This window comes from Tardiphaga sp. P4_G1 (assembly GCF_056401215.1).
Window position 1 is genome coordinate 427,337 of sequence record NZ_JBFUJU010000005.1, and the last position, 24,795, is coordinate 452,131.

The following is a 24,795-nucleotide window of genomic DNA, read 5'->3' on the forward strand; positions in this document are numbered from 1 at the left end:
GAAGCACCTGGAGGGCTGATTTTCCTGCTGAATTACGGCTTGGCGGCGATCGTAGCTCGGGCAACGAATAGTGCGCCCACCAACCTTTTGGGGGGCTGCGCGCTGGGCACGTCGCAAGGGTGCCGTTTTCACAAGCATCTTCGCCGGGCATCGAGCGGATTGGTGTGGCTCTTTGCCGGCGTGTTGCTCTGTACGTCAATTTTTAAGTGTGCATTCTAGCCGGTTGGCGGATTGAATTTCCGGCGCTCTGCCAATCATCCTTACCCTGCAATTTTTTGAGATGATGGCAATGCACAATCTTTCACTTGGAATGCTTCACAATTTTATTTTCCATTTGGTAGCTATCGAGCGAGACGGCGATTTTAGAATTCAAATTCTGCGGGCCTCGTCCCCTCAGGACCGCGCTCGCAGTTTGCTGAAAATCGAAGCGTCCTTGCGCGATGAAGACAAGCGCGTTCTTGCTGTAGTCCTATTCGGAGGCAGCGAAGTCTGTAAGCAACTAAAACTTCCCGCAACTGAGATTTCCTTGGCGGCGCTCAAGCGCTTGTCAGAATCTCAAAACATTCACTACGAAGACTTCGTAAGCAAAGTACGAGCGGTGCATGAAGCTTTAGTCAACGAACTGAACTATCAGTACACCTACTATTATCCGCCGAGAAAAGCCGAACTGCTTGTCAGGCTGACGCAAGATTGGTCACCAGTCTTCAATGCGCTCCCCGGTGTCGAAAGCGATATCCGATCTGGAATAGATTGTTGGGCGATGGGGCAAAACCTAGCCAGTGTGTTTCATATAATGCGTGCAATGGAAGTTGCAGTTAGGCAATTTGCGAAGCGACTTGGCGTAAACATCGTTAAGCGCAATCCAGGAAGGCGTGTGAGTGAGCTTACTTGGGACCAGATTTTGAACGAGATGAACACGCCACTTCGCGCGCTGGCACAGGGTACGGTAGCTCAGAAAAGGCGAGCCGAAAAATACAAGGCAGCTCAATCGTACCTTTTTGGCGTGAAGGATGCGTGGCGCAATCCTGTAATGCATCCCAGAGCGGAAGGTTACAGTGAGACCCAAGTAATGGATATCATAAATCAGGTCCGCGCCTTCATGGTTGAATTTGCTGGAATTATTCCACCGAAGCGATCAACCTGAATGTTGGAGTGGTGGAAGAGAATATCTATTCAATTTCGTGTTTTGCCAACCTCGTCGTCACCGCCATGAACCGTCGGTTAGGCCCTGCATGGAATTGATGGGCGTCCACGGTCTCCACCAGCACGGCCAGCGTCTGCGTGCCGTCCTTGGCCTGGTGATGATAGGCCTCGGCGATCCCGTAGGCGGTGACGCAGCGGCGTCGCTTCGGCAATTGCTTGTCCTGCGCCAAGGTGACCGGTGCGGCGCCGTCGATGCTCAGTTGTAGTGTCATGCCGGTGACGATGACGCTGCCATAGGTACCGCGGCCTCCGGCGCCGTAACATGAGGCCTTGCCGAGCGCCTGATCGGAGATCGTCAACGCCAGCTTGCGGCCGTCGGGCAAAGTGATGGCCTGCGTGGTGGCGAGCGGCTTCGGGTCCATCTGGTAGATGCCGATCTCGTCGAGATCCATCGATGGCTTGCCGGCGAAGCGCGTGCCGGGCTCGGTGATACCAAGCTTGCCCAGCAGCGGCTTGGCCCTGGCCATCAGCTCGGCGCGCACGGCATCCACTTCGCGCTCGTCATCGTCTTTGGTGCGAAGGGAGAAGGGCGTACCCTTCGCAAAGTCGTCGGTGCGCGTGTCGATCACCTGGATCTCGGCGACGAGCTCGGTCGCATCATAGAGCTGCGTATAGTGCTCGAAGGCGAAATGCGCGCCGTCCGGCGAGAAGCCGATCACTTTGCGCGCAGCAGCGTCACCCGCCTGCGCCGTGCCGAGCAAGGCGAGCGACAGCAGGGGAACGAGCAGGAGGCGGTGAAAGCCGGCGATTGAATGCTGTGTCATCCCGGTTGGTCGCGCGACGCGGAGCAAAGTTCATGCGCATATTGGTCTTCGCAGGTGTTGACAACATTCCTTTAAGGATTATTATCCGAATTGTCCGGTTCGCGAGGGGCGCTTCTAGAGGCGTCTTGAGGTGGAACAGGGATGCGGCGCCTGCGGGCGGGAGGAAGACGTTTCCTCACGCACTCGGGAGGCCTTGGGTCACCGTCCGGCCCCACTACGGGGGTCTGCCACTCATGCTGGCTGGACGTGGCATTGGTGAACGGCGGGAAACCGTCGGGATCAGCGGAGTGCGGAGCTCTGCGCCTTTGCCCGGAAGAACGGTCCCGGGGACAGAAATCGCCGCGGTGGCGCGCCGTGAGGCGTTGCGCGGTTGCAGCTTGCCGGCGTTCCGGCGGAGCGGATCGCGACAGAAACCACCCCTTGCGCCTCACGGCGCGCTGCCACCCCTCATCGTTTGAGGGGGACTGCTCACACCTCGGACGCGCAAGCGCCGCGAGAATGCGAGAGCGTGGCTGTTTGATATTTGAATCCGGAGAAGCGACTACACCATCTCGCCGCGGGCATTCGCTGCCGCCGCGCGGATGCCGTCGATATTCGCCTTGTAGCTTTCCACGGTGCCGCCCTTGAATACGGCCGAGCCGGCGACGAAGGCATTGGCACCTGCTGCGGCGAGTTGCCCGGCGACTGCAGCGGACACACCGCCGTCAACTTCGATGTCGATCGGACGGCCCGCGGTCATCGCGCGCAGGTCGGAGATCTTGCCGAGCGCGGACGGAATGAAGGCCTGACCGCCGAAGCCGGGATTGACCGACATCACCAGCACGAGGTCGAGGAGATCGATCACATATTCGATGGCCGAGAGCGGCGTGCCGGGATTGAGCGAGACGCCGGCCTTCTTGCCGAGCGCGCGGATCGCCTGCAGCGAGCGATGCAGATGCGGGCCCGCCTCGGCATGGACGGTGATGTGATCGCAGCCGGCCTTGGCGAAGGCTTCGAGATAGGGATCGCATGGTGCGATCATCAGATGCGCGTCGAAGATCTTCTTTGTGTGCGGGCGCATCGCCTTGATGACGTCGGGGCCGTAGGAAATGTTAGGCACGAAATGGCCGTCCATGACGTCGAGATGCATCCAGTCGGCGCCGGCAGTATCCACGGCGCGGACCTCTTCGCCAAGCCTCGCGAAATCAGCCGCCAGGATGGACGGGGCGATCACCAGCGGGCGGGGCGTGAAGCTCTGGGACATCGGGGTTTCCTGGGGTTTCCTGAACATTTTTGGGCGGCGGCGAATGGACCGCCTCGCGTAACATGGGGCCGGAGGACGGGCAACGCGCCAGCCACGGCCGAGCCATCGACGCGCTGCAGCAGGATAGTCCCGGCACATTCTGCCGCAAGGGCACGATTTGCCGGGAAACGCGCGCGGCCCGTGCGGCCAAGGCCGTTGTTTTATCGAACTTTTTTCGCTGGCATGGGGCTTGCTCCGTATTCCCCAGGGAATTCACGCCGCACGCTGCGGCATGATCAGGAATTTGACGATGCTGCCAGCCCTTGCTGCTGCCACCACCGCGATCGATGCGCTGCAGGCACTCACCAAGTCGAAGTCGAAGGCCGCCACCACCACGACCGGTGTCACCCAGAAGACCGCCAGCCCGTTCGATGTCGCCAGCACGTCGACGGCGGCGAGCGCCACGTCATCGACGGCAACCTCCGCCACCAGCAGCACGAACAGTTCCTACAAGCTGGCCCCGGGCACCATGAGCACGCTGCTCGATGCCCAGAGCCAGCCCGCGACGGCAGCCTCTTCGGCGAAACGAGCCGACTCGCTGAAAAGACTGATGGGGATGCTCGACAGCGACGGCAGCGGCGGCATCAGCAAGGCGGAGTTCGAGAAGAAGCTCGGCGCCGGCGGCACCAACACCGCCAATGCCGACAAGGTATTCGCCGAACTCGACAAGAACGGTGACGGCTCGGTCAATATCGATGAACTGAGCCCGGCGCTGAATGGCAGCAAGGCACATCACGCCGGCGGCGGCGGTATGGGCGGTGGATCTGGTGGTGGCTCTGACACTGCTGGTTCGACCACAACGACCACGGTAAATGCTGATGGCAGCACCACGACGTCTATCGCATATGCGGACGGATCGACGGTGAGTTCGACCACGGCCGTCCCCACGTCGTCCACGTCATCAACCGCAAGCTCGTCCTATAACGCGATCGAAAAGATGATCGCGCGTCAGGCGCAGCAGATCTCAAACGCGAAGTCGACGCTGGCAATCAGCGCCTGATCTGCGCTCTGATCCCGAACGCGCCAGTTCGCGATAGGCGAAGCGATCACGAATACGATGATTGAAGAACGCGCCGCGTGACGCCGCGCTGCTGAAGGCCGCGTGAACTTCCGGCGGCACCTGCGCATAAGCATATCGGCGGCCGCTCGTGAAGGTGATGCGTAGTTCGCGGCTCACCGGGTCATAAGTGACATGTCGAATCGCAGTCGACGGCATCGCAATCCTCCGAAATGTCTCCTGGGTAGAAACGATTACCGGCACGATTGGTTGCGGAGCGATGACCTAGTTCCGGTCGCGAAACGCTGGAAGCGCGCCCGGAAACGGCAGTGCTGTCGCTTCATACACGCCGCGCGCGATGGCGCGGGCGATCACATTGCCCGCGATCATGCCGAGCTCCGTCAAACCCACCAGCGGATCGATCGGTTTCTCGCCCGTCGCGGCCGCAAACACGATGTCGCCATCGAGCGGCGCATGCACCGGATAGATCGCGCGCGCAAATCCGGTCTGCGCCATCATGGCGAGACGCCGTGCCTGCGCCTTGGTCAGGATCGCATCGGTGACGACGACGGCAAGTGTCGTGTTCTCGATCGAGGTTGCCGCCGGTCCGCCCTTGATACGCATGGCCAGCATCTCGGGTTTCAACTTGTTCGGCATGCCGTGTCCGCCGAACTCATTGCCGACTTCGAATGGCGCCGCCCAGAAGTGTGGGCCATCACCGATTGTGACACTCCCGACTGCATTGACTGCCGCGAGTGCGGCGACGTGCACGCCCGATGGCGTGACGGCGGAGGCCGAGCCGAGGCCGCCTTTGTAGTTGACTGTCGTGGCGCCGAGCCCCGCGCCGACGCTGCCCAGCTTGAAGTCATCGCTGGCCGCCGCTGCGGCGGCATAGCCGAGATCGCGATAGGGCGGGAAGCGGCCCCAGTTCTTGTCGCCGCCATTGAGCAGGTCGAACAGGATCGCGCCTGGCACGATGGGGATGACGGCATTGCCGATCTGGTAGCCGCGGCCCTGTTCGGCGAGCCAGGCCTGTACGCCGCCGCCGGCTTCGAGGCCGAAGGCCGAGCCACCGGCCAGCGCGAGGCCGTGGATGGCATCCACAGTGTTCACAGGATCGAGCAGGGCGCTTTCGCGCGTGCCCGGTCCGCCGCCGCGGATGTCGACGGAGGCCACGGCCGGCCTGTCGAACAGGATGGCGGTGACGCCGGAGGCCAGTTGGGCGTCGTCTGCGTGGCCGACGCGAACGCCGGCGATATCGGTGAGCAGGTTCTTCATGGCGGTTCCCTCTTGGCCCGACCAGACCGCAGCAAGGCTGCCCGGTCAACCGATCACGCGTGATCACAACAGCCGGAAGTGGCGGGCATTTGATCCATCCCGCTTGCATCCCGTCATGTCAGCGGTGCATCTAGCCGCATGATCTCCGATGTCACGATCCCCGCCGCATTGATTGCCGGCATTGTCTCATTCCTGTCGCCCTGCGTGCTGCCGCTGGTGCCGCCCTATCTCATCTATCTCACGGGCGCGACCATCGAGCACGTCGCCAATGACGAGCAGGAAGCGGCCTCCAGGCGCGCGGTGATGATCTCGGCGGCCGTGTTCGTGCTGGGCTTCTCCACGGTGTTCGTGGCGCTCGGTGCCAGCGCCAGCCTGGTCGGCAGCGTAGTCCGCTCCTATGCGGCGGAGCTGTCAATCGTCGCCGGCATCCTGATCATCCTGATGGGCCTGCATTTCCTCGGCCTCACGCGCATCGGGCTGCTGATGCGCGAGGGACGCCTGAGCATGCCCAGGCCCGTGGGCCTGTGGGGCGCCTATGTGATGGGTCTGGCTTTCGCGTTTGGCTGGACACCGTGCATCGGCCCGATCCTCGCGGCGATCCTGTCGGTGGCGGCGGCAGAAGCAACGGTGACCAAGGGCGCGGGATTGCTCGCGGTCTATTCCCTCGGCCTCGGCATCCCGTTCCTGATCGCGGCCTTCATGGTGGAGCAATTCTCCAGCGTGTTTGCGCGCATGAAGAAGCATCTCGTCCATGTCGAGCGCGCGATGGGCGTGCTGATGGTGATCACCGGTATCGCGTTTCTCACCGGCGCCGTGTCGAATGCCAGCATCTGGCTGCTGGAGACATTTCCCGCGCTGCAGAATTTCGGCTAGGCGCATCAATCGCCGAACCTGTTATCGGTCCCTCGCCATCACGGCGTCCTGCGCACCGTTCTAGACCAGATCCCCGATATCGAGCCCCGACAGCGTGCCGAGCTTCGGCGTGGCCGTGCCGTCAACGTCAGCCCTATGCGTCGCGTATAGGTGCGCGGTGATCGGGAAGCGACGTCTCGTCCGCTCCGGAATGTCATCCATCACGATGCATCGGACGGCTTCGGCGCCAGGCAGGGCTGACGACTCGACCTCCGACCGAATTGAGCTTCGATCATCCGATGCCTTGCATTTCGGCTTGCAGTCTCAGACGGCCGAGATTAATAGTACGATATAGTTTGATTAATGGCCGGCGGTCATTTTCGGGCTTGGGTGATCAGCAATGTAGGGAGACCGGGTCCATGACCCTCGAAAATTCGATGAATACCTGGAAGACGACTTCTGCTTTGGTCCTGGCGGTCGTCCTTGCCGCAGGCGCCGCGCATGCGGCGGATTTGCCGTATCGCAAGGCCGATCCGGTTTATGCGCCGGCGCTGCCGGCGGCCTTTTCGTGGACCGGCTTCTATGCCGGCGCCAGTGTAGGCGGCGGTTTCAGCGGCACTGACGCTTTCAACAGCTATCTGGGAACGAGCGGCGGCAAGGCCGATGGCGTCGTTGGCGGCCTTCAGGTCGGCTACAATTATCAGGTCTCGTCGCGGTTCGTCGTCGGCATCGAAAATGACTTCATGGCTTCGGGTCTCAAGACGGGCCGCAATGGCATCAACGAAGTGAGTTTGCCATTCTACGGCACGGGCCGCGGTCGTGCGGGCGTGACTTTCATGGATTCACATCTGCTCGTCTACGGCACCGGCGGCATGGCTTTCGGAGAGGTGAAGGACTCCGGGATCGACAAGATGCGCATTGGCTGGACCGCTGGTGGCGGCGTTGAATGGGCTTTTCGGCAGAACTGGTCGGCCAAGGTCGAATATCTTTACACCGATCTCTACAGGGATCTCAAAAAGGATAACTTGCCGGATCGCACCCAGAAATTCCAAACGATCACTGTCGGTGTGAACTATCATTTCTGATCTGTTCAAGCATGATCCATGGCTGATCACTGTCAATCTGCATCGAGCCGTGATCTGACCAAGAGCCTGGCTGCGAGGCTGGCTCTTGGTCATCGGCATGTCGTCGTTATCGGGACCCGACGGTTTGTTGGTAACAGATAAGATCATACGCTCGTTCGACGTTGTTCTGATCACGCGACGGGGACGAAGCCGATACGACGTGGCATCATCTCATTTGTGCAAGCAGCGCATCTGCGCCCTGGTCGATCCCGGTTTCTGCTGCGGTCAATGGTCCGACGGTTGCCTTGATGTTGGTCGGCTTCGGATATTGCTTGGTGACGAACGCGCTAAGCAGGCGGGAGGTGGCGGCATCGAAGATCTCGACGGCATAGATGACAGAGCCCGTCATCGATCCCTCGCCATCGCGGGCCGCCTGTACGCCGTTGTAGACGAGGCCCCCAACGTCGATCCGCGACAGGGTGCCGAGCACCGGCGTGGTCTTGACGGCGCCGGTCAGCGTCAGCCTCACACGTAGTGTATTTGGCCCCCGCTGATTTGCGAGCGCGAAGCGGCTGCCCAGCTTCTCCGCGAACCGCGCCTGCATCGTGCGCGCGAGCGACGCCTTGTCCTCTTCGGTCATGTCACCGAATTGCTGGTCCGGACCCCGATAGATCACGATCGGTTCGATGATCACCTTGTTGTAGGAGCGCCAGTCCACTGTGGTGGAGTAACGATACGGAATACGACCAGACGTATCGGACGGATTCGGTGCCAGTTGGGATGACGAAGCGACATCCGAATAGGGCACCGGCGCTATGCTCGCGCACCCCGTCAAGGCAGCGCAGAACGCGAGGACCGCCAGACGGTCCACCCGCGAGAGTGTGTACATCTCAAGCTCCAGTTTAGATATTTTGGGTGAATGTGATGAAGGCGGCCGCGCCGATGCGACGTGGTATCGGAAGCTCCGCAGCCGCTATTTGCTGGGTCGTGTCGTGGTTGGCGGCTTCGCCTGGGCTGTCTGCATCCACTCTTTATCGGCCTTGGGGCCGTTCGGATCGCCTGTCATGCCCACCAACTGTCCGGGCACGGCATTCGTGGTTTGAGTCCAGGTCTGCGTGGCGCAGAAAATCGACATCATGCAGCCCTTGACCTTCAGGTCGATCGCCTCACGCCACAGTGAAATCTCGTAGGATTTGCCGTTCTCTGCATTGTAGATCTGGCCTTCAAAGCGCCCCGCCGGGTTGAGCTTCAGGCCCATGATCAATTGGTGACCGAGAACGGGTCGGGATTGCTTAGTCTTGTCCGGATTGTTCAGGTCTTTGAGTGGTTGCCCATTCGCGTCGTTGGGCTCTTTGGCCCAGACGATATAGCCGCAAATTTGCTCCTGCTTCGATCCGCAGCGTTCAATGCGTATGCGCGCGCGGCCATCTTCTGTGAGCCATGTGCCGCTCGGATCGGCTGGTGCTGCCGCGACGGGGCTGACGAGAGCCATCTGGCATATGGCGAGAGCGGTACGCACAACTATTCGGGAAACCAATGTCATCTGTCTCATATCTGGTCCTCGGATCACGAAAAGCGCTGGAGCCCGTATTTCCGCGAGGGCTGCCGCTCTTTCGTTACCTCTACAAGATTAATCAAACGATACCGTACTATTTATACTCTACCGTGCGCCGTCGCAAGCCTATATGCGGTGAAATCGAATGATCGATTGCGCGGGCCGGGTGGTAAAAGCAGTCGGGAAGCGTGCAGAGAATGCCCGGAGAGAAAGCCAAGATGACTGTTGCCAAGGCCAAGCCGAGCAAAGCCGCGCCACGAAGCAGCGGGCGGCCGACGAAGGAACAGGCCGGGCGCATTACCGACCACATCGTCGAGGTGGCGAGAGGGCTCTTCCTGGAGTCGAGTTTCGAGGCGATCAGCGTCGATCTGATCGCGGCGACAGCGCGGATCTCGAAGCAGACGTTCTATGCCCGCTTTGCCTCCAAGGAGGCGCTGTATGCGGCGGTGATCCGGAAGGGAACGAATGATCTTCTCAAGCCGGCCGTCACCGACTCCAATCGCGACGGTCCGATCGAAGCGACCTTGGTCAAACTCGGACTGGAGCTTTCAAAGCGCGCACTCGCGCCGGCGGCCATCGCGCTGGAGCGGCTGGTGATGGCCGAAGCACATCAATTTCCGGAGCTGGCGTCTGCCTATCACGGGACTGGCCTTCACGTGCGAGAGCAGATCGCCGGCATTTTCACCAACGCCATGCGCGACGGACAGATAAGATCAGGGGATGCCAGTTTCATCGCCGAGCAGTTCGTCTACGCGGTGGCCGATGGCCCTGTGCGAGCCATGGTCCTCAGCGGCAAGATCGTCAAATCGGAGAAGGATCTGCGCGAGCGTGTCACCGCCGCCGTCAGGCTGTTTCTGGATGGATGTCGCGATCGTCCTGCGCGGCACAGCTAGATCAGTCCGGACTCTTGCCAGCATGGTGTCCAATGCAGGCATCTGGCTGCTGAAAACGTTTCCAGTGTTGCAGAATTTTGAGTGAGGCTTTCTTTACCTCGCCCCGCCTGGCGAAGCTTCACTTCGCCGGGGCGGGGAGAGGTTAGAAAAGCGCCTCAGGTTCCCTTCGCGTCGATCTGGGTGTAGTTGCCCTTGGCGTCCCACTTGTAGACGACATAGTCGATCGCCTTGATGTCGCCCTTGGCGTCAAACGCCATCTTGCCGAGTACGGTGTCCCATTCGCCGGCCTTGATCACATCCATCACCTTCTTGGTGTCGGTGGAGCCGGCCTTGGCAACGGCCTGCGACCAGACCTGGAACGCTGCATAGGTGTAGAGCGTGTAGCCTTCGGGATCGATGTTCTTAGCCTTGAACTTCTCGACGATCGCCTTCGCGGTCGGCTTGTTGCGCGGATCGGGGCCGAAGGTGAACAGCGTGCCTTCTGCCGCGGGGCCGGTGATGGAGGCGAATTCCTTGTCGTTCATGGCGTCGCCGGCCATCAATATGGTCTTGAGGCCCTGGTCGCGCATCTGGCGAAGGATCAGGCCAGCTTCCTGGTGATAACCACCAACGTAAACGAGATCGATATTTTCGCGCTTCAGGCGCGAGACGATCGAGTTGAAATCCTTGTCGCCCTTGGTGTAGCTCTCGAACATCTTCTCGGTGAAGCCGGCCTTGTTCAGCGCCTTCTTGGTCTCGTCGGCGAGACCCTTGCCGTAAGTGGTCTTGTCGTTGAGGATCGCGACGTTCTTGCCCTTGAAGTTCTTGGCAATGTAGTCGGCGGCGACAAGGCCCTGCTGGTCGTCACGGCCGCAGACGCGCAGCACATTGGTGAGCTTGCGCTCGGTGAACAGCGGATTGGTCGATGCCGGCGTGATCTGCAGCACGTTACCGTCGGCATAGGCTTCGGAGGCCGGGATCGACGACGACGAGCAGAAATGGCCGGCGACGAACGGCACCTTGGAGCTTGCGAACTTCTCGGCGATCGAGCGGGCTTGTTTGGGATCGCAGGAATCGTCACCGACCTGCAGCGCCAGCTTCTTGCCGAGCACGCCGCCAGCGGCATTGAGATCGGCCACAGCCTGGTCGGCGCCGTTCTTCATCTGGCGACCGAAGGCCGATTCACCGCCCGTCATCGGGCCGGCGACAGCGACGTTGATGTCCTGTGCAAAAGCTGCGGTTGAGAGCAGCGACGCGGCAAAGGCCAGGCCGATTACATTCAATGGTTTCATGGGGATGATCCTCGCAAAGAGTTTTCGGCCACAAACGCAATCGGCCGCCCGAACGATAGGATCATTCTCAACTTATTTTGATGCCGAGTCATCGGCAATTTTCGGCCGCAAACAGCCAGCCTGTGAGTCCGGCTGCGGCAGGTCGTCGCAAGAGCTTTCGCGAGCCGAGCCGCACCTCTGGCTGTGCGCAGAGAGGTGCGGCCTGCAGGCTTATTGCTTCAGTTCGGCGTAATCGCCCTTGGCGTCCCACTTGTAGACGACGTAGTCGATCGCCTTGATGTCGCCCTTGGCGTCGAAGGCTAGCTTGCCGAGCACGGTGTCCCATTCGCCGGCCTTGATCACGTCCATCACCTTCTTGGTGTCGGTGGTGCCAGCCTTGGCGACGGCCTGCGACCAGACCTGGAACGCTGCATAGGTGTAGAGCGTGTAGCCCTCGGGATCGATGTTCTTGGCCTTGAAGCGGTCGACGATCGTCTTGGCGGTCGGCTTGTTGCGCGGGTCGGGGCCGAACGTGAACAGCGTGCCTTCCGCAGCCGGGCCGGTGATGGAGGCGAACTCCTTGTCGTTGATAGCGTCGCCCGCCATCAGCACCGTCTTAAGGCCCTGGTCGCGCATCTGGCGCACGATGAGGCCGGCTTCCTGGTGATAGCCGCCCACGTAAACCAAATCGATATTGTCGCGCTTCAGGCGCGAGACGATAGCATTAAAATCCTTGTCGCCCTTGTTGTAGCTCTCGAACATCTTCTCGGTAACGCCGGCCTTGTTCAGCGCCTTCCTGGTCTCGTCGGCGAGGCCTTTTCCATAGGTCGTCTTGTCGTTCAGGATCGCGATATTCTTGCCCTTGTAGTTCTTGGCAATGTACTCGCCGGCGACAAAACCCTGCTGGTCGTCGCGGCCGCAGACGCGCAGCACATTGGCGAGCTTGCGTTCAGTGAACAGCGGATTGGTCGAGCCCGGCGAGATCTGCAGCACATTGCCGTCGGCATAGGCCTCCGATGCCGGGATCGACGACGACGAACAATAGTGACCGGCGACGAACGGAATGCGCGCGCTGGCGAATTTCTCGGCAATCGAGCGTGCCTGCTTGGGATCGCAGGCGTCATCGCCGACCTGTAGCGCCAGCTTCTTGTTCAGCAGACCGCCAGCGGCGTTGATATCGGCGACGGCGAGTTCGGCGCCATTCTTGAACTGGCGGCCGAAGGCGGATTCGCTGCCAGTCATCGATGACGCGACGGCGACAGGGATGTCCTGCGCCAGTGCAACGGACGCAAACGCGATCGAAGCGCCCGCCGTCAGGCCGATGAGTTTGATGAATTTCATAGGAGGTCCCCGTGTTCCGTTCGAATGCAGGCAAACGCGATGCCGTGAGAGTATCGCGATTGGCGCATCATTCTACCTTCAGAATAGTGTCGATTGTTTGCATCGCGCTGCGCGTCATTTGATGAAGGATATCGATCCGTCAGCCGTGCCGGCCACCTTCGAGATAGGCGGAGCGGATTTCGGGAGCCTTCAGCAATTCGGCGCCGCTTCCCGACAGGGTGATCAACCCGTTGACCATGACGTAGCCGCGATGGGCCAGACGCAGCGCATGATTGGCGTTTTGCTCGACGATCAGGACCGTCAATCCGTCCTGCTTGTTGAGCACGCGGATCGCGTCGAAAATCTGCTTGGCGATCAGCGGTGCCAGACCCAGCGAGGGTTCGTCGAGCAGCAGCAGGCGCGGACGGCTCATCAGCGCGCGGCCGATGGCCAGCATCTGCTGTTCGCCGCCGGACAGCGTGCCGCCGCGCTGGGTCATGCGCTCCTTGAGGCGCGGAAACAGCGTCAACACCTTGTCGAGGCTGACGGCGCGTTCGGCCGGCGTGCTCTCATTGACGTCGGCGCCCATCTGCAGATTTTCCGCCACGCTCATACGCGGGAAAATCCGGCGGCCTTCGGGTGATTGCGCGATGCGCATGCGCGCGATCTCGTGGGTCGGTAGGTCGGTGATGTCCGTCCCGTCATAGGTGATCACGCCCGAGCGCGCCCGCGGCTTGCCGAAGATCGTCATCATCAGTGTCGACTTGCCGGCGCCATTGGCACCGATCAGTGCGACGATCTCGCCGCGCTTGATGTCGAGATCGACGCCTTTCAGCGCTTCGATCTTGCCATAGGATGCGTGCAGGCCAGTGATGGCGAGCATGGGGGCGGCGCTCACGTCTCGCCCTCCATCACTGCAATGGCTTCCTCTTCATCCGCGCCGAGATAGGCGGCGATGACTTTGGGATTATCGCGAATTTGCTGAGGCGCGCCGTCGGCGATCTTCACGCCGTAATCGAGCACGTTGATATGGTCGGAGATCTGCATCACGACGGACATGTCATGCTCGATGAGCAGGATCGATGTGCCATGTTCGGTGCGAATCTTCAGCAGCAACTCATTGAGTGCCGCGCTCTCGCGGGCATTGAGGCCGGCGGCGGGTTCATCAAGGCAGAGCAGTGCGGGTTCGGTACACATCGCACGCGCGATTTCGAGGCGGCGCTGGTCGCCATAAGGCAGGTTGCCGGCGGCATCGTCGGCGCGCTCCAGCAGGCCGATCTGATCGAGCCAGTAGCGCGCGAGGTCGATCGCGGCCTTCTCGGCGGCGCGATAGCTGGGCACGCCGAACAGGCCGAGAAGAGTGAAGCCCGAAGCGCGCATCAGCGTGTTGTGCTGCGCCACCATCAGGTTTTCCAGTGCGGTCATCCCGGGAAACAGCCGGATATTCTGGAAGGTGCGCGCGACCTTGGCGATCTTCGAGATGCGGAAGTCGTTCAGCCGCTCCAGCCGCCATTCACCATCGCTGTGGCGCAGCTTGATGGTGCCGGATGTCGGCTTGTAGAAGCCGGTGATGCAATTGAAGACGGTGGTCTTGCCGGCGCCGTTGGGTCCGATCAGCGCAGTGATTTTGCCGCGCTCGGCGGTGAAGGAGAGATCGTTGACGGCCACGATGCCACCGAAGCGCATCGTCAGATTTTCAACGCTGAGAATGTCGTTGATGTTCATCCGTGCCCCTCTTTGACAAGGTCGGACGAGATCACCGTGTTGCGTTCGAGAAAGACGGTTGGCGCGCGGTGGCCGATCAGGCCGCGCGGGCGCCAGATCATCAGCAGCACCATGGCGCCGCCGAACACCAGCATGCGGAATTGCTCAAGGCCTCTGAACAGTTCGAAGCCGCCGATCATCGCGAGCGCTGCGAGGGCCACGCCGAGTTGTGAGCCCATGCCGCCGAGCACGACGATGGCCAGCACCAGTGCGGATTCGTGGAAGGTGAAGGATTCCGGGCTGATGAAACCCTGACGGGTCGCAAAGAACGCGCCGGCGAAGCCGCCGAACATGGCGCCGGTGGCGAAGGCGGTGAGCTTCGTCGTCGTCGTATTGATGCCGAGCGCGCGGCAGGCGACTTCGTCTTCGCGCAGCGCCTCCCAGGCCCGGCCAATGGGTAGGCGGCGCAGGCGGATGGTGACCCAGTTGGTGAGCAGTGCGAGCGCGAGGATCAGATAGAACAGGAAGACGATGCGGTGGGTCGGCGAGAACTCGATGCCAAGGCGGTCAGCGAGGCCGCCATCGCCCGGCGTCAGCGGAATGCCGAACATGGTTGGACGCGGAATGCCGGAGATGCCGTTGGGACCACCGGTGAGAGTCTGCCAGTTGATGATGACGAGGCGGATGATCTCGCCGAACGCCAGGGTGACGATGGCAAGGTAGTCGCCGCGCAGCCGCAGGACCGGAAAGCCGAGCAGCACGCCGAAGAACGCGGCGAGAATGCCGGCGAGTGGCAGGCAGATCCAGAACGACAGGCCGAAATTGGTGGCCAGCAGCGCGTAGGAATAGGCGCCGACGGCATAGAACGCGACATAGCCGAGATCGAGAAGACCGGCGAGGCCGACAACCACATTGAGGCCCCAGCCGAGCATCACGTAAGTCAGCACGAGAATGCCGAGATCGAGGATGTAGCGCTCGTCATAGAAGATCACCGGGACGAGGAAGGTGAAGATCAACAGCGCCGGCACCAGCGCTCGGCCGGCGAAGGAAAATACCTTCTGCGCCGACGGCGGCACGACGCGCACGGTGTCCACTGGGCCCCACCAGCGGCGCAGCAGCTCCATGACGATACTGCCGCCGAACACCACGGCGACCATCGCGGCGAGATCGCCGAAGCGGGTCCACCAGGTCAGTTGCCCGTCGGAACCGGCCTCGGTGCGGATGCCGATCATCAGCGAGAACAGCACCAGCGCGACCAGTGCGGAGATCACGGCCTTCTTCAGGATGAATGCGGCGTCCGGCCCGCGGGCAGTCTTAGCTTGAGATGCGTTTGCTGCCACTTGGATCCCGTCAGACTTTTTCGACTTCGGGACGGCCGAGCAGGCCGGTCGGCAGGAAGATCAGCACCACGATCAGAATCGAAAAGGCGGCGACGTCTTTGTATTCGGTGGAGAAGTAGGCGGCCCACAATGTCTCGATCAGGCCGATCAGCAAGCCACCGAGCATGGCGCCAGGAAGCGAGCCGATACCGCCGAGCACGGCGGCCGTGAAGGCCTTGATGCCGGCGACGAAGCCCATGAAGAAATCCACGAGGCCGTAATAGAGCAGATACATCATCCCCGCGACGGCGGCGAGCGCGGCACCGATCACGAAGGTCATGGAGATGGTGCGGTCCACATCGACACCGAGCAGCGAGGCCATGGTCTGGTCCTGCTCGCAGGCGCGCATATCGCGGCCGAGGCGCGTGCGGGCGACCAGCCAGGTGAACAACGCCAACAGTACGATGGTGGTGATGACGACGATGATCTGGATGTTGGACAAGCGTACGGCGAAACCGTCGGCACCTTCGTGCAGCGTGTAGCCGCCGGTGATGATCGGCGGCACCGGTTTGACGCGGGCGCCCTGTGCGACCTGCGAGAAATTGGTCAGCACAAAAGACATGCCGATTGCCGACAGCATCGGCGCGAGGCGGAAGGAGTGGCGCAGGGGACGGTAGGCGATGCGCTCGATGGTCCAGCCATAGAGCGAGGTGATGGCCATCGAGACCAGGAGCACCAGCAGCAGGATCACCGGCACCGCGGTGAGGCCGATCGAGACGAGAATGAGAAAGGTGATCAGCGCGATGAAGCCGCCGATCATGAAGATGTCGCCATGGGCGAAATTGATCATGCCGACGATGCCGTAGACCATCGTGTAGCCGATCGCGATCAGGCCATAGATGGAGCCGAGCACGAGTCCGTTGATCAGTTGCTGGGCGAAATAATCCATGCGCTGCCGAATTCGAGTGAGGCGCCACCATGATCCGGCAGCCGGATCATTGCGTCGTTGTATCGTTTTCTAACAGCGGCCATTGGAGGCGGCAACAGGGGCCGGTGCGGCTAAAGTAGCCTGTACATGCTGTTTTTCGCGGCGATTGGCGTCCGTTCACTTGCGCCGCAGCGCACACAAATCCCCGCCTTATTTGCGGCTGTTCCGATGTCACAGTTGTGCCGTGCAACGGCCTTGCAATCATCACGCGGGAACCGAAACGAAGATGGGGGCTGCACGTTGTCGGGCGTTGAATGGTTCAACACAGGAGATTGAAGAATGTCCAATCAGAACCAGCAAAAGCCCGGTCAGCAGAAGCCAGGCCAGCAGAGCCAGAACCCCGGGCAGCAGGGCCAGAAGCCCGGTCAGCAACAGGGCGGTGGAATGAAGCCCGACCACGAGCAGGACCCGGGCCGGCAGGGCCAGAGATAGGCCGTCAGGCAGACATCAATCGAGATTTGGGTCGTTCTCAGCGACCCATGTGGAAGGCCCCGCCGAAAGGCGGGGCTTTTCGGTTGGCAAGTCCTGATCGTATTCCCCCGCCGTTATCCCGGCAATTTTCGAATTAAGGTTACCAATTGGTTTACATTGTCCGTCTGATTGAGCGGGCGTTACGTCGGCGCAGGCGTGCGACTCCTGCGAGTCGCCGGCAGAGCGGTGGACGACGTGATGGATCAGAGCAGCGCAGACCAGACCGGAGCCCATCAGGGTGGAACTCTCCAGGCTGGCACGTTTCAGACCGGTACGTTTCAGACTTGGCGGATCAGCACGTTCACGGGCGCGCTGATCGCCTGCTATTTCATCCCGACCTGGACGATCTTCGCGTTCCGCATCATGGTCTCGCCGATCCAGGGCTTCTATGAGCGCCCCAATATTTCACTGGCGCTGTTTCTCAGCGACTACATGCAATTTTCCAGCATGGGCACGGTGCGCTATGCGTGGCTGCTCGCCGTCGGCAAGCTGACGGTGGTCGCTTTCTTCACGGTATTCCTGGTCTTCATCACACGGCCGAAAATCCGCAAGACGGGCGGCTGCGACGAGGCGTTGATGATGGCGCTTGGTATCGGCGGCGTGATCTCGTTCGCCAGTATGATGATGGCATCGAAGGTCGGCGAGATCGCCGCGATGCGGCTGCACATCACAGAATTGCTGTTGCTGCTGGGCACAGCTGTGCTGATGGCGATCGAGCCGCCGCTGCGTCGCGCGGCGGCGCAGGAGCTTGATCCCGGGCAGCCGGGCAAGGCAGCTAACGACGCGCAGCTTTTGCAGAAGGTCGCCTAAATAAAAGGTCGCCTAAATGGTCAGCCCGAGCTCTTTGATGATCGCGCCGGCTTCCTTGGTGGCGTGATTGGCCGCCGGGACGCCGCAATAGATCGCCTGCTGCAGCAGGATCTCCTTGATGTCGTCCGGTGTGAAGCCGCCTTCGGTGAGGGCGGCGCGCACATGCATGCGAAATTCGTCCCACTGGCCGAGCGCGAGCATGGTGCCGATCACCAATACGCGGCGCGTGCGGTCGTCGAAATGCGGCCGCGTCCAGATCTCGCCCCAGGCGTAGCGGCTGATCAGGTCGAGAAAATCCGCATTGAATGCGTTCTTCCCGGCGGCCGATTTGTCGACCCAGGCATTGCCGAGAACCTTGCGGCGTTTTGCGGTGCCTTCGGCGGCGCGCTGTTGCTCGTCCATCTTAGGTCTCCGTTCAGCGCTGTGTCAGGAAGCCAACTACGGCGTCAGTGAAGGCGTAAGGCTGTTCGACGTTCGAGATGTGTGCGGCGTCCAACAGCGTCATGCTCGCGCCGGGGATGTTGCTGCGGATCAGTTCACCAGCCGCAACCGGTGTTGCGTTGTCCTGACGGCCGGCGATCACCAGCGTCGGGCTTTTGATCTTGGGCAGCAGCGCGCGCTGATCGAGCGTGCTCAGCGCTTCGCAGGCGGCGAGATAACCTTCGACCGGTGAGGCGATCAGCATCGCCTTCATCTTCGCGGTGGTCTCGGGCTCGCGCTCGCGGAAGTCGGCGGTGAGCCAGCCGCCGATGACGGCATCGGCCACCGCTTTGAGGCCACCCTCACGCACCGCCTTGATGCGGTTGTGCCAGTTGGTCGGATCCGGATAGTAGCAGCTGGTGTTGGCCAGGATGATCTTGTTGAAACGCTCAGGCGCGTTGGCGCCGAGCCATTGGCCGACCATGCCGCCCATCGACAACCCGCACCAATGGACCTTATCGATGTTGAGGTCGTCGAGGATCGCCAGCACGTCCTTGCCGTAGCGCTCCATCGAGGTCGGGCCGTTCATGCCGGACTTGCCGTGGCCGCGGCGATCGTAGCGGATCACGCGAAACAGCTTTGTCAGCGCCGGCATCTGCGGCTCCCACATCGCCATGGTGCAGCCGAGTGAATTCGACATCATCAGCGTCGGCCCGCTGTCGCGGCCCTCCACGGAGACATTCAGCAGGCAGCCGTCGGCATCGATCATGGGCATGGTGTGTCTCCCGCGTTTCTTTATTACTTGAGTGAGGCGAGCATGCGGTCGATCAGGGCCTGCGAGACACCCTGATAGTCCATCGGCTCGAACAATTTGGCGATGGCGGCGGCGTTGAGCTGCGCGCTGACCTTGGGATCAGCCGTGAGAATATCGCGCAGATGTTTCTTCTCGGCGACGGCGCGCTTGGTGGCGGCCTCGACCAGATGATGGGCGTCGCTCTTGCCGAGCTTTTCGGCTAGCGCAAAGGTCACGGCCTCCGCCATGATGAGGCCGTGCGTCGTATCGAGATTGAGACGCATCCGCTCGGTGTCGACCTCTAGCCCCTCGGCGATATCGACAATGGCGGCAAGGGCGCCTGACGTGACCAGCAACAGTGTCGGCAGGGTCGGCCATTCCGCGTGCCACGGTCCGGCACTGCGTTCGTGATCCTGGATCTGAGCGGCAAAGATCGTTGCGGCGAGATTCGGCGCCATGGTCGCGGCGCCAAGCGCAGAGGCTGATGCCACAGGGTTACGCTTGTGCGGCATTGTCGAGGAGCCGCCTCGGCCTTCGCCGGAGGGCTCGAACGCCTCGCCGACATCGGTCTGCATCATCAGCGAGACGTCACGGGCGATCTTGCCGCAACTGCCGGACAGGATCGCCAACACGGAAGCCACTTCGGCGATCCGGTCGCGGTGGGTGTGCCATGGCGCATCGGGGAGCGGCAGCTGCAATTCATTGGCGAGCTGCTCTGCAACGACAAGGCCCTTGTCGCCGAGTGCAGCCAGCGTGCCGGCGGCGCCGCCGAATTGCAGTGCGAGGCCTTCGGTGCGCAATCGTTTCAGCCGCAAGCGCGAACGGTGCAGCGCCGAAGCATATTCGGCGAGCTTCAGCCCGAATGGCATCGGCAGCGCGTGCTGCAACCAGGTGCGGGCGACCACGGCGGTGTTGCGGTGCTTGATCGCCAAGGCTGCAAAGCCGGCGATGGCGCGGTCGAGATCCGCGAGCAGGGCGTCGATGGCGGCGCGCAGGCCGAGCATGGTTGCGCTGTCGATGACGTCCTGACTGGTGGCGCCCCAATGCACGTAGCGCGCGGCCTCGGCATCGGCTTTCGCCACTTTGGCGGTGAGCGTCTTGACCAGCGGGATGGCGAGATTGCCGGAACGCGTGGCCGCATCGGCAAGTGCAGCGAGATCGAACTGGTCGGCTTTGCAGGCGGCCTCGATGGCCGCCACCGCGCTGGCGGGAATCACCCCGACTGCGGCCTCGGCCCGCGCCAGTGCGGCTTCGAAGTCCAGCATATGCTGCAAATGGGCGGTATCATCGCAAACCGCACGCATCGCGCGGCTCGACAACAAGGGTGCCAGCAGGGGGGACAGGGATGTGCTCATTTGTGCGGGACCCTAACCATTCCGGCGAGAGTCTGCCAATCCCCCGCAATCTTCTTGTCGCCGTCGCCTGTTGCACTGCGAATAGGCATCGCCCCATCTCGCCAGGCGGTCTTTCCTTTGCGCCGTCCGTGCATTACTTGGGATTGGGGGCAATCCCTTGGGGATGACAGCCTCAATTCCGGACGGCGACAAATTCAGGAGACAGACCCATGGCCATGACGATGAGCGGTGAAGTTCAGCTTGCCGCGCCCCGCGAAGTGGTATGGGGAAAGCTCAACGACCCCGCGGTGCTGAAGGCCTGTATCCCGGGCTGCGAAGAGCTCGAGACCACAGAGGAGGGCGGCTTCCGCGCCACCGCAAAGATCAAGGTCGGCCCGGTTTCCGCCCGCTTCAAGGGCAAGGTCACGCTGAGCGATCTCGATCCGCCCAACGGCTACAAGATCACTGGTGAAGGCGAGGGCGGCGTGGCCGGCTTTGCCAAGGGCGGCGCTGTCGTCGGCCTGACCGACAAGGATGGCGGCACGCTCCTGACCTACAATGTGGAAGCCCAGATCGGCGGCAAGTTGGCCCAGCTCGGTCAGCGCCTGATCAACGGTTCAGCCAAGAAGATCGCCGACGAGTTCTTCGCAAACTTCGCCAAAGCCGTTCAAGGCTAAAGTGCGGAGCGTCTGATAGCGGCGATCAAGTGTGCTTGATACCGCAGAAAAACACACCAGAGACCGTCCCGACTTGAGGTTGCTCATTGCCGGGATGGGCCATATTATGCATTTGGAATGATTTTAATGACCGTGTCGCCACGCAATGGGACGCGGACCAAGAGAGTGCATATGGCCAAAATCTCGATGATCGTGAACGGCAATCCCGTCACCGGCAATATCGATCCGCGCACATTGCTGGTGCAGTTTCTGCGTGAGAATCTGCGGCTCACCGGCACCCATGTGGGGTGCGACACGTCGCAATGCGGCGCCTGCGTTGTGCATCTCGACGGCAAGGCCGTGAAGTCCTGCACCACGCTCGCTGTCATGGCCGACGGTCACGAGGTGAAGACCATCGAAGGCCTCGCAGCCGATGGAGCGCCGCTGCATCCGATGCAGGAAGCGTTTCGCGAGCATCACGGTCTGCAGTGCGGCTTTTGCACCCCCGGCATGATCATGACCGCAGTGGACCTCGTGCATCGCAAGGGACATGATCTCAGCGATCACCTGATCCGCGAAGAACTCGAAGGCAATCTCTGTCGCTGCACCGGTTATCAGAACATCGTAGCGTCGATCGCAGCCGGCGCCAAAGCGATGGCGAAGTCCGATCTCGCATAACGACGCACAACGATAATCGCGCACCGCGAATCAGGGATCCCCACCCATGTACGAATTCAAATATCATCGTCCGTCGACCGTGCGGCAGGCCGCCAATCTCCTCATCAAGAACGAGGACGCGAAGTTGATCGCCGGAGGCCACACGCTGGTGCCGGTCATGAAGCAGCGTCTGGCGGCACCTCCGCATATCATCGATCTCTCGCATATCGAGGGTGTCGACGGCATCGAGGTGAAGGGCCGCTCGCTGGTGATCGGCGCACTCGCCAAGCATGCCGCTGTCGCGTCATCGCCGATCGTTGGCGAAGCCATTCCGGCACTGGCCGAGCTCGCCGGCCTGATCGGCGATCCCGCTGTGCGCCACAAGGGTACCATCGGTGGTTCGCTGGCCAATAACGATCCGACCGCGGACTATCCGGCAGCTGTAATGGCCCTCGGCGCCACCATCACCACCAACAAGCGCAAGCTGAAGCCGGAAGAATTTTTCCAGGGCTTGTTCACGACCGCGCTGGAGGGCGACGAGATCATTACCAAGGTCTCCTTCCCCGTGCCGAAGAAGGCCGCCTATATCAAGTTCCGCAACCAGGCCTCGCGCTACGCGCTGGTCGGGGTGTTCGTGGCGCGTCTGCCCTCGGGCGTGCGCGTCACCGTCACCGGTGCGGGCTCGGATGGTGTGTTCCGCGTCGAGGAGTTCGAGGCTGCATTGCAGAAGCGGTTCTCGCCAAAGGCGCTGGACGGGCTTACGGTGCCGGCCGAAGGCCTCAACAGCGATCTCCATGGCAGCGCCGAATATCGGGCGCATCTGATCGGCGTGCTGGCCAAGCGTGCGGTCGAAGCTGCCAACAACCGGGCCTGATATTTGTCAGGTCCGCACTTTTCCGGATTGGTTCTCTCATGACTAAGCCATCGGCGCTTCCCACCTCCGTCGATGGCATGCTGGAATTGCTGACATCGCGTGGCTATCTCGCCGAGCGTTCGCTGGCGACGGTCACCTATCTCTCGCTGAAAATGGGCCGGCCGCTGTTTCTCGAAGGCGAGGCCGGCGTCGGCAAGACCGAGATCGCCAAGGTGCTATCGGCAGCACTCGGCCGCAAGCTGATCCGGCTGCAATGCTACGAAGGCCTCGACGTGTCCTCCGCGGTCTATGAGTGGAACAGCGCGTCGCAAATGATCGCGATCCGTCTGGCGGAAGCGGCCGGCGATACCGACCGCGATCAGCTCTCCAGCGACATCTTCGCCGAGCGCTATCTGATCAAGCGTCCACTGCTGCAGGCGCTGGAGCCGGACGTCAATGGCGCGCCGGTCTTGCTGATCGACGAACTCGATCGCGCGGACGAGGCGTTCGAAGCCTATCTCCTCGAAATCCTCAGCGACTTCCAGGTGACGATCCCCGAGCTCGGTACGGTCAAGGCGCCGGCGCCGCCCATCGTCATCGTCACATCGAACCGCACCCGCGAGATTCACGACGCGCTGAAGCGGCGCTGTCTGTATCACTGGGTCGACTATCCCAACGCCGAGCGCGAACTCGCCATCGTCAAGTCGCGGGTGCCGGGCATCTCCGCAAAGCTCTCGCAGCAGGTGGTGAGATTCGTGCAGGCACTGCGCGATCAGGATTTCTACAAGTCGCCGGGCGTTGCCGAGACTCTGGACTGGGCGACCGCGCTGACCGAACTCGACGCCCGCTCGCTGACGCCGCAGGTGGTGGGCGATACGCTGGGCGCGCTGTTGAAGTATCAGGACGATATCCAGCGCATGCAGGGCGATGCGCTGGCGAAGGTGATCAAGGAAGCGACGAGCGATTAACACTCGTCATTCCGGGGCGCGGGCGGCGATAGCCGAACGCGAACCCGGAATCCCGAAGTAGTTGAACACATCGAGGTTCCCCACCACTCCAATTGGAGTGGCTGAGGTTCGGTCGCGCAAGTGGCGCGCTCGCCCCGGAACGACGGAGTTAGGTTTGCCCATCGACCATCTCAACCCACCGACTGGCCAGATGGCAGATAATGTCATCGGCTTTGCGCGTGCGCTCCGCGCCGCCGGGCTGCCGGTCGGGCCGGGTGCGGTGATCGATGCGCTCAATGCGTTGCAGATGATCGAGATCGGCAAGCGCGCCGACGTATTCACGACGCTGGAAGCGATCTTCGTCAAACGCCACGAGCATGCGTTGGTGTTTGCCCAGGCCTTCGATCTGTTCTTTCGTGCGGCCGACGAATGGAAGCAGATGCTGGATTCGGTGCCGCTGCCCGACGATGCCAAGCGCAAGCCGCCGCCGGCCTCGCGCCGCGTGCAGGAGGCGATGGCGCAGCCGGCGCAGGGCCAAGAGCGCGAGGCACCGCAGGAGCAGGAGATCAGGCTGTCGGTCTCCGACCGCGAGGTTTTGCAGAAGAAGGACTTTGCGCAGATGAGCGCAGCGGAGATCGCCGAGGTCACGCGCGCCATCGCCAATATGCGGCTGCCGCAAGCTGAACTGCGCACACGCCGCACTCAGCCGGACAAGCACGGCGCGCGGCTCGATCTGCGGCGCACGCTGCGTGGCAGCCTGCGCACCGGCGGCGACATCATCGATATCCGCAGGCTAGGCCTGATCGACAAGCCGGCGCCGATTGTCGCGTTGCTCGATATCTCCGGCTCGATGAGTGAATATACCCGGCTGTTTCTGCACTTCCTTCATGCCATTACGGACGCCCGCAAGCGCGTCTCGGTTTTTCTGTTTGGCACCCGGCTGACCAATGTGACGCGGGCGCTGCGCTCGCGCGATCCCGACGAGGCGCTGGCCTCGTGCTCGGCCTCGGTGGAAGACTGGGCCGGCGGCACGCGCATCTCCGCGTCGCTGCACAACTTCAACAAGCTCTGGGGACGCCGCGTACTCGGCCAGGGCGCCATCGTGCTGCTAATTTCCGACGGTTTGGAGCGGGAGGCGGATTCCCAACTGGCCTTCGAGATGGACCGGCTGCATCGCTCCTGCCGGCGGCTGATCTGGCTCAACCCGTTGTTGCGCTTCGATGGGTTCGAGCCGAAAGCTCAGGGCATCAAAATGATGCTCCCGCACGTTGACGAATTCCGCCCGGTGCATAATTTGAGTTCGATCGACGGACTGATCAAGGCGCTGTCATCGGCGCCCCCGGTCCATCACCGCAGCCTGATCCGGCCCGCAGCTTAAGAGAGGC

The 24,795-nt window shown here is 61.8% G+C and carries 28 protein-coding genes; 12 read left to right on the forward strand and 16 right to left on the reverse strand.

The genetic code is table 11. The annotated features are described in order from the left end of the window. Nucleotides 1-289 precede the first annotated feature (289 nt). Nucleotides 290-1,144, forward strand: coding sequence for a hypothetical protein (locus AC1DUY_RS14655; RefSeq protein WP_478115132.1), 855 nt, complete (start codon nucleotides 290-292; stop codon nucleotides 1,142-1,144). 25 nt (nucleotides 1,145-1,169) lie between these two features. Here the strand turns inward: AC1DUY_RS14655 and AC1DUY_RS14660 are convergent, their stop codons facing one another. Both AC1DUY_RS14660 and rpe read right to left on the reverse strand, forming a co-directional pair. Further along, entirely contained in the window at nucleotides 1,170-1,967 is a 798-nt protein-coding gene (locus tag AC1DUY_RS14660; RefSeq protein ID WP_478115134.1) for a DUF2259 domain-containing protein, read from the reverse strand. A gap of 541 nt (nucleotides 1,968-2,508) precedes the next feature. Continuing rightward, the gene (gene rpe / locus AC1DUY_RS14665) at nucleotides 2,509-3,210 is read right to left on the reverse strand and encodes a ribulose-phosphate 3-epimerase (protein ID WP_478115136.1); all 702 of its coding nucleotides are present in this window, start codon (nucleotides 3,208-3,210) and stop codon (nucleotides 2,509-2,511) included. A gap of 289 nt (nucleotides 3,211-3,499) precedes the next feature. On the opposite strand from rpe, the gene AC1DUY_RS14670 reads away from it, so the two are divergent. Beyond that, nucleotides 3,500-4,249 carry an EF-hand domain-containing protein gene (locus AC1DUY_RS14670; protein WP_478115138.1) on the forward strand — a complete coding sequence of 250 codons (750 nt, stop codon included), beginning with the start codon at nucleotides 3,500-3,502 and terminating at the stop codon, nucleotides 4,247-4,249. Here AC1DUY_RS14670 and AC1DUY_RS14675 read toward each other — a convergent pair. Both AC1DUY_RS14675 and AC1DUY_RS14680 read right to left on the reverse strand, forming a co-directional pair. After that, nucleotides 4,214-4,465 carry a KTSC domain-containing protein gene (locus tag AC1DUY_RS14675; RefSeq protein ID WP_478115140.1) on the reverse strand — a complete coding sequence of 84 codons (252 nt, stop codon included), beginning with the start codon at nucleotides 4,463-4,465 and terminating at the stop codon, nucleotides 4,214-4,216. The genes AC1DUY_RS14670 and AC1DUY_RS14675 overlap by 36 nt on opposite strands. Nucleotides 4,466-4,531: 66 nt before the next feature. Continuing rightward, nucleotides 4,532-5,524 carry a P1 family peptidase gene (locus tag AC1DUY_RS14680; RefSeq protein WP_478115142.1) on the reverse strand — a complete coding sequence of 331 codons (993 nt, stop codon included), beginning with the start codon at nucleotides 5,522-5,524 and terminating at the stop codon, nucleotides 4,532-4,534. Between the two features lie 138 nt (nucleotides 5,525-5,662). On the opposite strand from AC1DUY_RS14680, the gene AC1DUY_RS14685 reads away from it, so the two are divergent. Beyond that, entirely contained in the window at nucleotides 5,663-6,397 is a 735-nt protein-coding gene (locus tag AC1DUY_RS14685; protein WP_175365826.1) for a cytochrome c biogenesis CcdA family protein, read from the forward strand. Between the two features lie 60 nt (nucleotides 6,398-6,457). On the opposite strand, the gene AC1DUY_RS14690 is transcribed toward AC1DUY_RS14685, so the two are convergent. Then, complete coding sequence (locus AC1DUY_RS14690; protein WP_478115144.1) at nucleotides 6,458-6,598, reverse strand: hypothetical protein; 141 nt, start codon at nucleotides 6,596-6,598, stop codon at nucleotides 6,458-6,460. A gap of 197 nt (nucleotides 6,599-6,795) precedes the next feature. Here AC1DUY_RS14690 and AC1DUY_RS14695 point away from each other — a divergent pair, with 197 nt between their 5' ends. Next, on the forward strand, nucleotides 6,796-7,461 hold the full coding sequence (locus tag AC1DUY_RS14695) for an outer membrane protein (protein WP_478115146.1): 666 nt from the start codon (nucleotides 6,796-6,798) through the stop codon (nucleotides 7,459-7,461). A 205-nt stretch (nucleotides 7,462-7,666) separates the two neighbouring features. Here the strand turns inward: AC1DUY_RS14695 and AC1DUY_RS14700 are convergent, their stop codons facing one another. Both AC1DUY_RS14700 and AC1DUY_RS14705 read right to left on the reverse strand, forming a co-directional pair. Then, nucleotides 7,667-8,329: a DUF3313 domain-containing protein gene (locus AC1DUY_RS14700; protein WP_478115148.1), complete on the reverse strand. Its 663-nt coding sequence runs from the start codon at nucleotides 8,327-8,329 to the stop codon at nucleotides 7,667-7,669. A gap of 84 nt (nucleotides 8,330-8,413) precedes the next feature. Further along, the gene (locus tag AC1DUY_RS14705; RefSeq protein ID WP_478115150.1) at nucleotides 8,414-8,932 is read right to left on the reverse strand and encodes a DUF2147 domain-containing protein; all 519 of its coding nucleotides are present in this window, start codon (nucleotides 8,930-8,932) and stop codon (nucleotides 8,414-8,416) included. A gap of 281 nt (nucleotides 8,933-9,213) precedes the next feature. Here AC1DUY_RS14705 and AC1DUY_RS14710 point away from each other — a divergent pair, with 281 nt between their 5' ends. After that, the gene (locus tag AC1DUY_RS14710; protein ID WP_478115152.1) at nucleotides 9,214-9,888 is read left to right on the forward strand and encodes a TetR/AcrR family transcriptional regulator; all 675 of its coding nucleotides are present in this window, start codon (nucleotides 9,214-9,216) and stop codon (nucleotides 9,886-9,888) included. Between the two features lie 155 nt (nucleotides 9,889-10,043). On the opposite strand, the gene AC1DUY_RS14715 is transcribed toward AC1DUY_RS14710, so the two are convergent. From AC1DUY_RS14715 to AC1DUY_RS14740, 6 genes are all read right to left on the reverse strand, one after another. Further along, the gene (locus tag AC1DUY_RS14715) at nucleotides 10,044-11,159 is read right to left on the reverse strand and encodes a branched-chain amino acid ABC transporter substrate-binding protein (RefSeq protein ID WP_478115154.1); all 1,116 of its coding nucleotides are present in this window, start codon (nucleotides 11,157-11,159) and stop codon (nucleotides 10,044-10,046) included. A 210-nt stretch (nucleotides 11,160-11,369) separates the two neighbouring features. Then, on the reverse strand, nucleotides 11,370-12,479 hold the full coding sequence (locus AC1DUY_RS14720) for a branched-chain amino acid ABC transporter substrate-binding protein (RefSeq protein WP_478115156.1): 1,110 nt from the start codon (nucleotides 12,477-12,479) through the stop codon (nucleotides 11,370-11,372). A 139-nt stretch (nucleotides 12,480-12,618) separates the two neighbouring features. Further along, on the reverse strand, nucleotides 12,619-13,341 hold the full coding sequence (locus AC1DUY_RS14725) for an ABC transporter ATP-binding protein (protein ID WP_478115297.1): 723 nt from the start codon (nucleotides 13,339-13,341) through the stop codon (nucleotides 12,619-12,621). Between the two features lie 11 nt (nucleotides 13,342-13,352). After that, on the reverse strand, nucleotides 13,353-14,183 hold the full coding sequence (locus AC1DUY_RS14730) for an ABC transporter ATP-binding protein (RefSeq protein WP_478115158.1): 831 nt from the start codon (nucleotides 14,181-14,183) through the stop codon (nucleotides 13,353-13,355). Further along, complete coding sequence (livM, locus tag AC1DUY_RS14735) at nucleotides 14,180-15,502, reverse strand: high-affinity branched-chain amino acid ABC transporter permease LivM (protein ID WP_439059066.1); 1,323 nt, start codon at nucleotides 15,500-15,502, stop codon at nucleotides 14,180-14,182. The genes AC1DUY_RS14730 and livM overlap by 4 nt, the downstream gene beginning before the upstream one ends. A gap of 10 nt (nucleotides 15,503-15,512) precedes the next feature. Beyond that, nucleotides 15,513-16,430 carry an ABC transporter permease subunit gene (locus tag AC1DUY_RS14740; protein ID WP_089264995.1) on the reverse strand — a complete coding sequence of 306 codons (918 nt, stop codon included), beginning with the start codon at nucleotides 16,428-16,430 and terminating at the stop codon, nucleotides 15,513-15,515. Between the two features lie 318 nt (nucleotides 16,431-16,748). On the opposite strand from AC1DUY_RS14740, the gene AC1DUY_RS14745 reads away from it, so the two are divergent. After that, the gene (locus AC1DUY_RS14745; protein WP_170849538.1) at nucleotides 16,749-16,901 is read left to right on the forward strand and encodes a hypothetical protein; all 153 of its coding nucleotides are present in this window, start codon (nucleotides 16,749-16,751) and stop codon (nucleotides 16,899-16,901) included. A 237-nt stretch (nucleotides 16,902-17,138) separates the two neighbouring features. Next, a complete protein-coding gene (locus tag AC1DUY_RS14750; RefSeq protein ID WP_478115161.1) occupies nucleotides 17,139-17,750 on the forward strand; it encodes a hypothetical protein in 612 nt (203 codons plus the stop codon). Between the two features lie 12 nt (nucleotides 17,751-17,762). On the opposite strand, the gene AC1DUY_RS14755 is transcribed toward AC1DUY_RS14750, so the two are convergent. Genes AC1DUY_RS14755 through AC1DUY_RS14765 form a run of 3 tightly spaced genes read right to left on the reverse strand, consistent with a single transcriptional unit; the run spans nucleotide 17,763 to nucleotide 20,318 of the window. Beyond that, the gene (locus AC1DUY_RS14755; RefSeq protein WP_439064353.1) at nucleotides 17,763-18,152 is read right to left on the reverse strand and encodes a carboxymuconolactone decarboxylase family protein; all 390 of its coding nucleotides are present in this window, start codon (nucleotides 18,150-18,152) and stop codon (nucleotides 17,763-17,765) included. A 13-nt stretch (nucleotides 18,153-18,165) separates the two neighbouring features. Then, complete coding sequence (gene pcaD, locus AC1DUY_RS14760; protein WP_231080065.1) at nucleotides 18,166-18,945, reverse strand: 3-oxoadipate enol-lactonase; 780 nt, start codon at nucleotides 18,943-18,945, stop codon at nucleotides 18,166-18,168. A gap of 23 nt (nucleotides 18,946-18,968) precedes the next feature. Continuing rightward, complete coding sequence (locus AC1DUY_RS14765; RefSeq protein ID WP_478115164.1) at nucleotides 18,969-20,318, reverse strand: 3-carboxy-cis,cis-muconate cycloisomerase; 1,350 nt, start codon at nucleotides 20,316-20,318, stop codon at nucleotides 18,969-18,971. A 209-nt stretch (nucleotides 20,319-20,527) separates the two neighbouring features. Between AC1DUY_RS14765 and AC1DUY_RS14770 the strand changes: the two genes are divergently transcribed. The 5 genes from AC1DUY_RS14770 to AC1DUY_RS14790 all read left to right on the forward strand — a co-directional run bounded on the left by AC1DUY_RS14770 (nucleotide 20,528) and on the right by AC1DUY_RS14790 (nucleotide 24,788). Continuing rightward, a complete protein-coding gene (locus AC1DUY_RS14770; protein ID WP_089264991.1) occupies nucleotides 20,528-20,974 on the forward strand; it encodes an SRPBCC family protein in 447 nt (148 codons plus the stop codon). Between the two features lie 171 nt (nucleotides 20,975-21,145). Continuing rightward, nucleotides 21,146-21,631: a (2Fe-2S)-binding protein gene (locus tag AC1DUY_RS14775; protein WP_089264990.1), complete on the forward strand. Its 486-nt coding sequence runs from the start codon at nucleotides 21,146-21,148 to the stop codon at nucleotides 21,629-21,631. A 46-nt stretch (nucleotides 21,632-21,677) separates the two neighbouring features. Then, nucleotides 21,678-22,484, forward strand: coding sequence for an FAD binding domain-containing protein (locus AC1DUY_RS14780; protein WP_478115167.1), 807 nt, complete (start codon nucleotides 21,678-21,680; stop codon nucleotides 22,482-22,484). A gap of 38 nt (nucleotides 22,485-22,522) precedes the next feature. After that, nucleotides 22,523-23,431, forward strand: coding sequence for an AAA family ATPase (locus AC1DUY_RS14785; RefSeq protein ID WP_478115169.1), 909 nt, complete (start codon nucleotides 22,523-22,525; stop codon nucleotides 23,429-23,431). A 190-nt stretch (nucleotides 23,432-23,621) separates the two neighbouring features. After that, complete coding sequence (locus tag AC1DUY_RS14790; RefSeq protein WP_120292714.1) at nucleotides 23,622-24,788, forward strand: vWA domain-containing protein; 1,167 nt, start codon at nucleotides 23,622-23,624, stop codon at nucleotides 24,786-24,788. The last annotated feature ends 7 nt before the right edge of the window (nucleotides 24,789-24,795 follow it).